Genomic DNA, 317 nt, shown 5'->3' with positions numbered 1-317 from the left:
CCATTTCTGGGCATCGAGCAGCGCCAGATCAATCTGGTTCAACAGACCATCGAGCAGTGGGTCAAGGACGTGGCCAACCGCAATGTTTAACGAAGCCCTCAAAGCCATCACCGACCACCTGGAAGTTGCACTGGTCAACCACACGACAGATGTGGCAAGTCACCCCGGTCGTTTTACCGAAACCGAACTAAGCCGCCTGCTCACCGCCAGAAAAGCGGTGCGGGTGTCCATTGAGAACACCCAGAGCGTCAGCGTCACCGGTCAGGGCATCCAGGAGGCGAACCTGTTGATGGCCGCCTTTGTGATTTGCAGCGACA

At 57.1% G+C, this 317-nt stretch carries 1 protein-coding gene; it reads left to right on the top strand.

Features of this window, described 5'->3' with window-relative positions; genetic code table 11:
- Positions 1-82: 82 nt before the first annotated feature.
- Positions 83-317, top strand: a 235-nt coding sequence (locus tag AK963_RS34600) for a hypothetical protein (protein ID WP_238593921.1), incomplete at its 3' end; no start/stop codon positions are given.

It is taken from the genome of Endozoicomonas atrinae, from assembly GCF_001647025.1.
Lineage (GTDB): Bacteria > Pseudomonadota > Gammaproteobacteria > Pseudomonadales > Endozoicomonadaceae > Endozoicomonas > Endozoicomonas atrinae.
The sequence above is the reverse complement of the archived record's forward strand: the minus strand, read 5'-3'. Positions and strand labels throughout refer to the sequence as shown.